9 protein-coding genes are annotated in these 7,076 nt (G+C 73.3%); 4 read left to right on the plus strand and 5 right to left on the minus strand.

From position 1 onward, the window contains the following. The coding region (locus ACTWQJ_RS43310) for a sugar nucleotide-binding protein (RefSeq protein ID WP_443311892.1) at positions 1-365 on the plus strand (365 nt) is incomplete at its 5' end. A gap of 52 nt (positions 366-417) precedes the next feature. Next, entirely contained in the window at positions 418-1,221 is an 804-nt protein-coding gene (locus ACTWQJ_RS43315; RefSeq protein WP_443311894.1) for a class I SAM-dependent methyltransferase, read from the plus strand. Here the strand turns inward: ACTWQJ_RS43315 and rfbC are convergent. Both rfbC and ACTWQJ_RS43325 read right to left on the minus strand, forming a co-directional pair. Then, the gene (rfbC, locus tag ACTWQJ_RS43320) at positions 1,205-1,813 is read right to left on the minus strand and encodes a dTDP-4-dehydrorhamnose 3,5-epimerase (RefSeq protein ID WP_443311895.1); all 609 of its coding nucleotides are present in this window, start codon (positions 1,811-1,813) and stop codon (positions 1,205-1,207) included. The two genes, ACTWQJ_RS43315 and rfbC, sit on opposite strands and share 17 nt — an antisense overlap. Before the next feature lie 4 nt (positions 1,814-1,817). Beyond that, positions 1,818-3,746: a glycosyltransferase family 2 protein gene (locus ACTWQJ_RS43325; protein WP_443311896.1), complete on the minus strand. Its 1,929-nt coding sequence runs from the start codon at positions 3,744-3,746 to the stop codon at positions 1,818-1,820. A 123-nt stretch (positions 3,747-3,869) separates the two neighbouring features. Between ACTWQJ_RS43325 and ACTWQJ_RS43330 the strand changes: the two genes are divergently transcribed. Together ACTWQJ_RS43330 and ACTWQJ_RS43335 are read left to right on the plus strand one after the other, a co-directional pair. Continuing rightward, positions 3,870-4,370 (plus strand): metallophosphoesterase family protein, encoded by a 501-nt coding sequence (locus ACTWQJ_RS43330; protein ID WP_443311897.1) that lies wholly within the window; start codon positions 3,870-3,872, stop codon positions 4,368-4,370. A gap of 331 nt (positions 4,371-4,701) precedes the next feature. Continuing rightward, positions 4,702-4,920 (plus strand): hypothetical protein, encoded by a 219-nt coding sequence (locus ACTWQJ_RS43335; RefSeq protein WP_443311901.1) that lies wholly within the window; start codon positions 4,702-4,704, stop codon positions 4,918-4,920. A 66-nt stretch (positions 4,921-4,986) separates the two neighbouring features. Here the strand turns inward: ACTWQJ_RS43335 and ACTWQJ_RS43340 are convergent, their stop codons facing one another. From ACTWQJ_RS43340 to ACTWQJ_RS43350, 3 genes are all read right to left on the minus strand, one after another. Then, on the minus strand, positions 4,987-5,637 hold the full coding sequence (locus tag ACTWQJ_RS43340) for an SRPBCC family protein (RefSeq protein WP_443311898.1): 651 nt from the start codon (positions 5,635-5,637) through the stop codon (positions 4,987-4,989). 49 nt (positions 5,638-5,686) lie between these two features. After that, positions 5,687-6,787, minus strand: a complete 1,101-nt coding sequence (locus tag ACTWQJ_RS43345) for an XdhC family protein (RefSeq protein ID WP_443311899.1) — start codon at positions 6,785-6,787, stop codon at positions 5,687-5,689. Beyond that, the coding region (locus ACTWQJ_RS43350) for a VWA domain-containing protein (RefSeq protein ID WP_443311900.1) at positions 6,763-7,076 on the minus strand (314 nt) is incomplete at its 5' end. The genes ACTWQJ_RS43345 and ACTWQJ_RS43350, both read right to left, overlap by 25 nt.

The following is a 7,076-nucleotide window of genomic DNA, read 5'->3' on the forward strand; positions in this document are numbered from 1 at the left end:
ACCTTCAGGCCCGCCGCGACACCGTCGACGTCGTCGACGACCAGCGCGGGCAGCCGACCTGGAGCGCCGACGTCGCCGCACGCATCGCCGACCTCGGCCCCCGCCTCGGCCCCGCCCTGCACGGCGTCTTCCACGCCACCAACTCCGGCGAGGCCACCTGGTACGACCTGGCCCGCGAGGTGTTCGGCGCGATCGGCGCCGACCCGGCCCGGGTCCGCCCGACGAGCAGCGCGGCCTTTCCCCGCCCCGCGCCCCGGCCCGCCTACAGCGCCCTCGCACACGGCCGTTGGCGGGAGGCCGGCCTGCCGCCGCCGCGCGACTGGCGTGCCGCGCTGCACGAGGCGCTATCCCTGATTCGCCCCTGATTCGCCCCCGATCCGCCCCTGATCCGCAAGGAGTCCCGAAAGGAGCCCCGTCGTGAAACGCCATGAGTTCCTCAGGGAACTGCACAAGGTCACCGCGAACCGCAACTACCTGGAGATCGGCGTCAACGACGGCCGCAGCCTGCGTCTGTCCCGCGTCCCCAGCATCGCGGTCGACCCCGCGTTCAAGGTGGTCACCGAGATCCGCTGCGACGTCCACCTCGTCCGGGCCACCAGCGACGACTTCTTCGCCCGCGACAACCCCCTGGCCCACCTCAAGGGCGGCCGCCACCCGCTGCGCAACCTGCGCCGCGGCCGCAGCCCGCTCGGCCACTGGCGGCGCACCACCCTCGACCTGTCCTTCATCGACGGCATGCACCTGTTCGAGTACGCGCTGCGCGACTTCATGAACATCGAGCGGCACTCCGACTGGGGAAGCGTGATCGTCTTCGACGACATGCTGCCGCGCAGCGTCGACGAGGCTGCCCGCGACCGGCACACCACCGCCTGGACCGGGGACGTCTACAAGCTGACCGAGATCCTCACCCGTCACCGGCCCGACCTGCTGACGGTCCTCGTCGACACCCAGCCGACCGGGCAGCTCGTCGTCTTCGGCGCCGACCCCACGAGCACCGTGCTGCGCGACAGGTACGAGGAGATCGTTGCCGAGTACGACGTGCCGGACCCGCAGAAGGTGCCCGAGACGATCCTGGAGCGGGCGGGCGCCGTCCGGCCGGAGGACCTGCTGGGCGCCGGTTTCTGGCCGCTGCTCGCCCGCGCCCGCAACCTCGGAGTGCCCCGCGGCCGAGGCTGGCCCGCCCTGCGGCGCGCGGTGGAGGAGGTCACCCTCCTGCGCTGAGCCCGCGCAGCCGCTCGTAGTGGGCGACGCAGTCGTCGTACGAGGGGAGCAGCCCCGCCCGGCGTACCTCGGCCAGTGACGGGGCCTGTGCGTCCTTGGGCGACAGCACCGGCGACACGCCGTCCGGCCAGGCGATGTCCAGCTCCGGGTCCAGCGGGTGCACGGCGTGCTCCCGCTCCGGCGTGTACGGCGTCGAGCACAGGTACACCACCGTGGCGTCGTCGGTGAGCGCCATGAAGGCGTGCCCGAGCCCCTCCGCCAGGAAGAGGGCGTGGTGGGCTCCGTCGTCGAGCCGTACCGCCTCCCACTGCCCGAACGCGGGGGAGCCGACCCGCAGGTCGACCACCACGTCGAGGACGGCACCGCGCACGCAGGTGACGTACTTCGCCTGACCCGGCGGCACCTCGGCGAAGTGCACCCCGCGCAGCACGCCCCGTCGAGAAACTGAGCAATTGGCCTGTGCGACGGCGAGGTCGTGGCCGGTCGCCTCGCGGAACTCCGCGCCGCGGTACCACTCGTGGAAGCTGCCCCGGTCGTCCGGGAAGACCTTGGGCTCCATCACCCACGCACCGTCGATGTCCAGCGGGCGCATTCCGTCACCTCCTCGCCGTTCGCACTCGGTTCGCCGCCCTCCGCAGCACCCGCCGTGCCCGGCGGGCCAGCCGCCCGGGAAGGCTCGGCCGGGCCGTGCGCACCACCCGGACGCCACCGGCCCGGCCCCGCAGGACGACGGGCAGTGCCAGGAAGCGGGGCTCGTCGGCGTCGCCGGAGGCCGGGCACAGCGCGGTCCGCCACGTCGTGCCCGCCAGGTCTCCGACGGGCAGGAGGGTGTCCAGGTGTCCGCCCGGCTCGAGGGTGCCGGGCGCGTCGATGCGGGATGCGGGGCCGGTCAGCCGCAACCGCACGTCGGTGGCGTCCGGGACGTACAGCGGCATCGTCCACCGCAGCCGGCCGCCCGATACGCCGACGTCCCGCGGCCCCGGGCGGCCGAGGTCCAGTCGGCCGCGCGCCGGGTCCACGTCCAGGGAGAGGTTGGCGTGCGGCTCGGTCCAGTACGGCAGGACCACGCGACCGGCCACGACACCGGCGTACGGCGCCGACACGTCACGCTCTCGGCCCAGCCGGCACTCCTTGGTCCAGCCGCCGGACCTGACGCGCACGAAGACGTCCCACAGCCCGCCGTCCACCGGGCCCCCGCTCGCTGCCGTACCCGGGTCGACGGTGGCTGTCGCGCGCAGCACCAGCCGGACACGGCTGCCGTCGTCCACCGGCACGGTCTCCCGGGTCACCTCCACCGGCTGGAAATACGAGGCGGAACTGGAACGCTCCCGCAGCACCACATCCAGCGCCGACTTCCCGAAGCGGGCCACGCTGTCCGCGCCCAGCCACTCCACCGCCTCGGCCAGGTCTCGCGGCGGCCCGTCGAACGAGGGCGGGGCACCGTCGGCGGGACAGGTCATCGGCTCGCCGTTCAGTGTGTACTCGGCGGTGAGGCCCACGCGCAGCGCGCCGTCCCGCCACTCCACCCGCTCCGCCCGGCCCACCAGCCCGACGGCGGCCTCCCACTCGGCGAAGGCCACCACGTCGTCGAACCGCCCGGCGGCGGCCAGCGCGGCGACGATGCGCTGCGTCGGCTGGAGCCCGGCCGCGACACCGGGACCGAACCGCTCGACGACGACCTCGTGGATCTGCTCGAACAGCTCCTGGCGGAAGTCCTCCGGCAGGGCGAGGAAGCGCCGGCCGCGCAGCCGCTCGACCATCTCGACGCGCAGCCACCGCCGGAACAGCCGGTCGCGCAGCGCACCCGGCTCGGTGTACCGCTCGACGACGTCCAGGGCCTCCCGGAGGTTCTTGAAGTACCCGGCGGGATCGAAGCGCTGGAAGCCCGCGTTGGAGGAGTCGTCCCGGCGGACGTGGTAGTAGCAGACGTAGTCGCTGAGCACCGAGACGTTGTCGGCACGCAGATACGCCTCGGTCACGAAGACATGGTCCTCCAGCCGCCGTCTGCCCTCGGGAAACCGCAGCCCGGTGCGGTCCAGGAACTCCCGGCGGACCATCTTGTGCGGGGTCAGACTGTCGATCAGCGGGGCGTTGTCGACGGTGGCCCGCGGCCGGTTCGTACGGAACAGCTCCACCGGCACGCCACGGCCCCGGCCCGCCATCTTGCCGACCACGACGTCGGCGCCGTTGGCCATCCCGTAGTCGTACATCCGTTCAAGGGCCTCGTCGCCGAGGTGGTCGTCGTTGTCCACGAACATCACGTACTCGCCGTGCGCGGCGGCGATGCCGACGTTGCGCGGCTTGCCCGACCAGCCGGAGTTCTCCTGGTGGATCACCCGCACCCGGGGGTCCGCGGCGGCGAGCTGGTCCAGTCGGGCGGGTGTCTCGTCGGTGGACCCGTCGTCCACGAAGATGACTTCGTATTCGTCGGGCGGCAGCGACTGCCGCAGCAGCGAGTCGACACAGTCCTCGATGTAGCGCCCCGGGTTGTAGACCGGGACGACGACGCTGACCTTGACCGGCATGGGCTCCAGGTCCCCTCGGGGTCGCTTGCCGTTTACGGAACGGTTCGGTACGCGTTGCCAGATGCTAACCCCGCCGAGGCGGTCGACACCCTCTGCGCGCGGCGGCCGTCCTACGCTGAAGCCGTGCGTCTGCTCCTGATGTCCGACACCCACCTGCCGAAACGCGCGAAGGAACTGCCGGCCCCGCTGCTCGCCGAACTCCCGCACGCCGACGTCGTGTTCCACGCCGGGGACTGGGTCGACACCGCCACCCTCGACCTGCTGGAGAACCGCTGCCGCCGGCTCGTCGGCGTGTACGGCAACAACGACGGCCCCGAGCTGCGCGCCCGCCTTCCCGAGGTGGCGTACGCCGAACTCGACGGCCTGCACTTCGGCACCGTCCACGAGACGGGCCCCGCCCAGGGCCGCGAGTCCCGCTGCGCCGCCCGCTTCCCCGACCTCGACGTCCTGGTGTTCGGGCACAGCCACATCCCGTGGGACACCACCGCCCCCACCGGCCTGCGGCTCCTCAACCCGGGCTCCCCGACCGACCGCCGCCGCCAGCCCCACTGCACCTACATGACCGCCACGCTCACCGACGGCCGCCTCACGGACGTGACCCTGCACCGGCTGCCGCCGCGCTGAGCGCTGTTTCGCCCGGCCGTGCCCGGGCACCCAGGACGCTCGACGCACGAGCCGTCGTCGACACCGAAGCCGACGAGAGCACGAGGTCGGGTGTGGATCATGCAGCACGACGCATTTATCGGCCAGGTGCAGGCCAGGGCCAGGCTGGACAGCCGGGGTGCGGCCATGGGGGTCGTCCCCCCGCTCGAACGAAGTTGAGAGTGGGGGAGGGCCACCAGGGCCAGTCTGGAGACGCTCGCGGAGCGGGTGTCGTCCAGAGTCGCCGAGAAGGCCGCGGCTCAGCTGCCGCACGAGATCGGTGAGCATCTGCGCCGGGTCGCCCACGCGCCGGATGAGCCCCCCCACCGGCGAGCGGATGAGCGAGCGGACCTTCTTCACCCGGGTCGCGGAGCGCGCCGGGACGACATATCCGAAGGCCATCCACGAGGCCCGGTGCATGATCGAGGTCGCGGAGGAGGCCACCGGCGGAACCCTGGGCCACCAGGTCCGTCCCGCCCTCGACGAGGAACTCGGCTCCGTGCTGTTCGCGGGCAGCAGCGGAAAGCCGTGAGGCGCCCTCGGACGATCACCGGCGCACTCCACGACAGCGTCTGACCACGACACGGTTCCGCACCACTCAGGCCCGCCTCCGCCGCCGTGCGCGCGCGACCGCCACGACCACCGCGACGGCCGCCGCCACACCCACCGCAGCCGCCACGCGCTTAGCCACGGCAGGACCGGCCGCGCGGAGCAGGTCCAGGGGTTCCGACGGCTCCGGGACCTCTGCAAGGTCCACAGGGCGGGGCTCCGCCGTCGGCGTCGGCTGCTCGCCGGCCCCCGCGGGCGCCGGCGTGAGCCGCTCCGACAGACATGCCGCGAACTCGCCGACCAGCCGGTCGCCCACCTCCGCCAGCACCCCGCGCCCGAACTGGGCGGGCCGCCCGGTCACCGCCAGATCGGTCCGCACCGACACCGCCGTACCGCCGTCGCGGCCGGTCAGCGTGCTGGTGACCGTGGCCCGTGCGGTGCCGGGTCCCCGGGTCTCCCGCCCGCTCGCCAGCAGCACCATGCGGTGCGCCGACTCGTCCTGCTCCTCGAAGACGGCGGTGCCCCGGTACGTCACGGTGACCGGTCCGACCTTCACCTTCACCGAGCCCGTCACGGTCTTGCCGTCGTACTCCTCCACCGTCGCCCCCGGCAGACACGGCGCGACCCGCTCGATGTCGAGGAGCGCCCGCCAGGCCTCGTCGACCGACACGGGCACGGTGAACTCGTGGTGCAGCTCCATCTGTTCCTCCTCAACGGCCGCCACACATCAACGGCCGACGATCGGCGGCTTACGGCGACGGGTGGACCGCGCCCTCCGTGGCCGTCAGCGGAGCCCCGCTGCCACCCCAGCGCAGCGCGACGATCTCGGCGGCGACGGACACGGCCACCTCCTCGGGCGTACGGGCCCCCAGATCGAGCCCGACGGGCGAGCGCAGCCGGGACAGTTCACGCGGGGTGAGTCCGGCCTCGGTGAGCCGTTTCTCCCGCTCGTCATGGGTACGGCGGCTGCCCATCGCCCCGATGTATTCGGCGGGCCGGCGCAGCGCCTCCTCCAGCAGCGGCACGTCGAACTTCGGGTCATGGGTGAGCACGCAGATCACGGTGCGCTCGTCGGTTTCGGTGCCGTGCAGGTAGCGGTGCGGCCAGTCGACGACGACCTCCACGCCGGGCGGGAAACGCTTGGCGGTGGCGAAGACGGGGCGGGCGTCGCACACGGTGACCCGGTAGCCGAGGAAGTCGCCGATGCGGGCCACCGCCGCCGCGTAGTCGATCGCGCCGAACACCAGCATCCGCGGCGGCGGTGCGAAGGAGTGCAGGAACACCGAGACGGTGTCCTCGCGCCGTTCCCCGTGCGGCCCGTAGTGCCGAACCCCCGTGGCGCCCAGGGCGAGTTCGCCGCGCGCGTCGGCGGTGACGGCCACGTCCAGGCCGCTCGCACCCAGCGTGCCGGACACCTGGTCCGGCCACACGGCGAGCGTGGCCCCGCGCGGCGCCGGCCCGTCGATCACGGTCGCCACGGTCACCGGGCGGCCCGCGGCGACCGACTCCGCGACCGCCCCGAAGGACGGGTCGCGCTCGGGCGTCACGGGCCGGACCAGCACGGTGATCTCGCCGCCGCAGGTCAGCCCCACCGCGAACGCGTCGTCGTCGCTGTACCCGAAGGTCTCCAGCTGTGCCTCGCCGCTCGCCACCACCTCCTGGGCGAGCTCGAACACCGCACCCTCCACGCAGCCCCCGGACACGCTGCCCACCACCTCGTCGTCCGGTCCCACGGCCATCGCGGCGCCCGGATCGCGGGGTGCGCTGCGGCTCACTGCGACAACCGTGGCCAGGCCGAACGGGGCCCGGGCCGCGTACCAGCCGCTCAGTGCCGGAAGGATGTCTCGCACGCTCCGCTCCTCTCACCATGGCCGCGCACCACCGCCGCCAGCCGCTCCAGCGCCGCCAGGCTGTGCCCTTCGACAAAGGCGTCCACGCTCGGCAGCGCCGCCGCCATCCCGGCCGCCAGGGGCACGTAACCGGGGCGTGCCTTGCGCGGATTGGCCCAGATCACCTGGTGCGCCAGCCGGTGCAGGCGCCGCATCTGGACCCCGAGCAGCTGCGGATCGTCGCGCTCCCAGCCGTCGGACAGCAGCAGCACGACCGCGCCGCGCGCCATGCCCCGCTGCCCCCAGCGAT

Origin of the sequence: Streptomyces sp. KR55 (assembly GCF_052245645.1) — a bacterium.
GTDB classification, from domain to species: Bacteria; Actinomycetota; Actinomycetes; order Streptomycetales; family Streptomycetaceae; genus Streptomyces; species Streptomyces flavusporus.

Excerpts from the sequence above, each read along its gene's own strand:
- rfbC (WP_443311895.1), bottom strand. The coding sequence starts at position 1,813 with ATGCGCCCGCTGGACATCGACGGTGCGTGGGTGATGGAGCCCAAGGTC.
- ACTWQJ_RS43325 (WP_443311896.1), bottom strand. The coding sequence starts at position 3,746 with ATGCCGGTCAAGGTCAGCGTCGTCGTCCCGGTCTACAACCCGGGGCGC.
- ACTWQJ_RS43335 (WP_443311901.1), top strand. The coding sequence starts at position 4,702 with ATGAGCCCCCCCACCGGCGAGCGGATGAGCGAGCGGACCTTCTTCACC.
- ACTWQJ_RS43340 (WP_443311898.1), bottom strand. The coding sequence starts at position 5,637 with ATGGAGCTGCACCACGAGTTCACCGTGCCCGTGTCGGTCGACGAGGCC.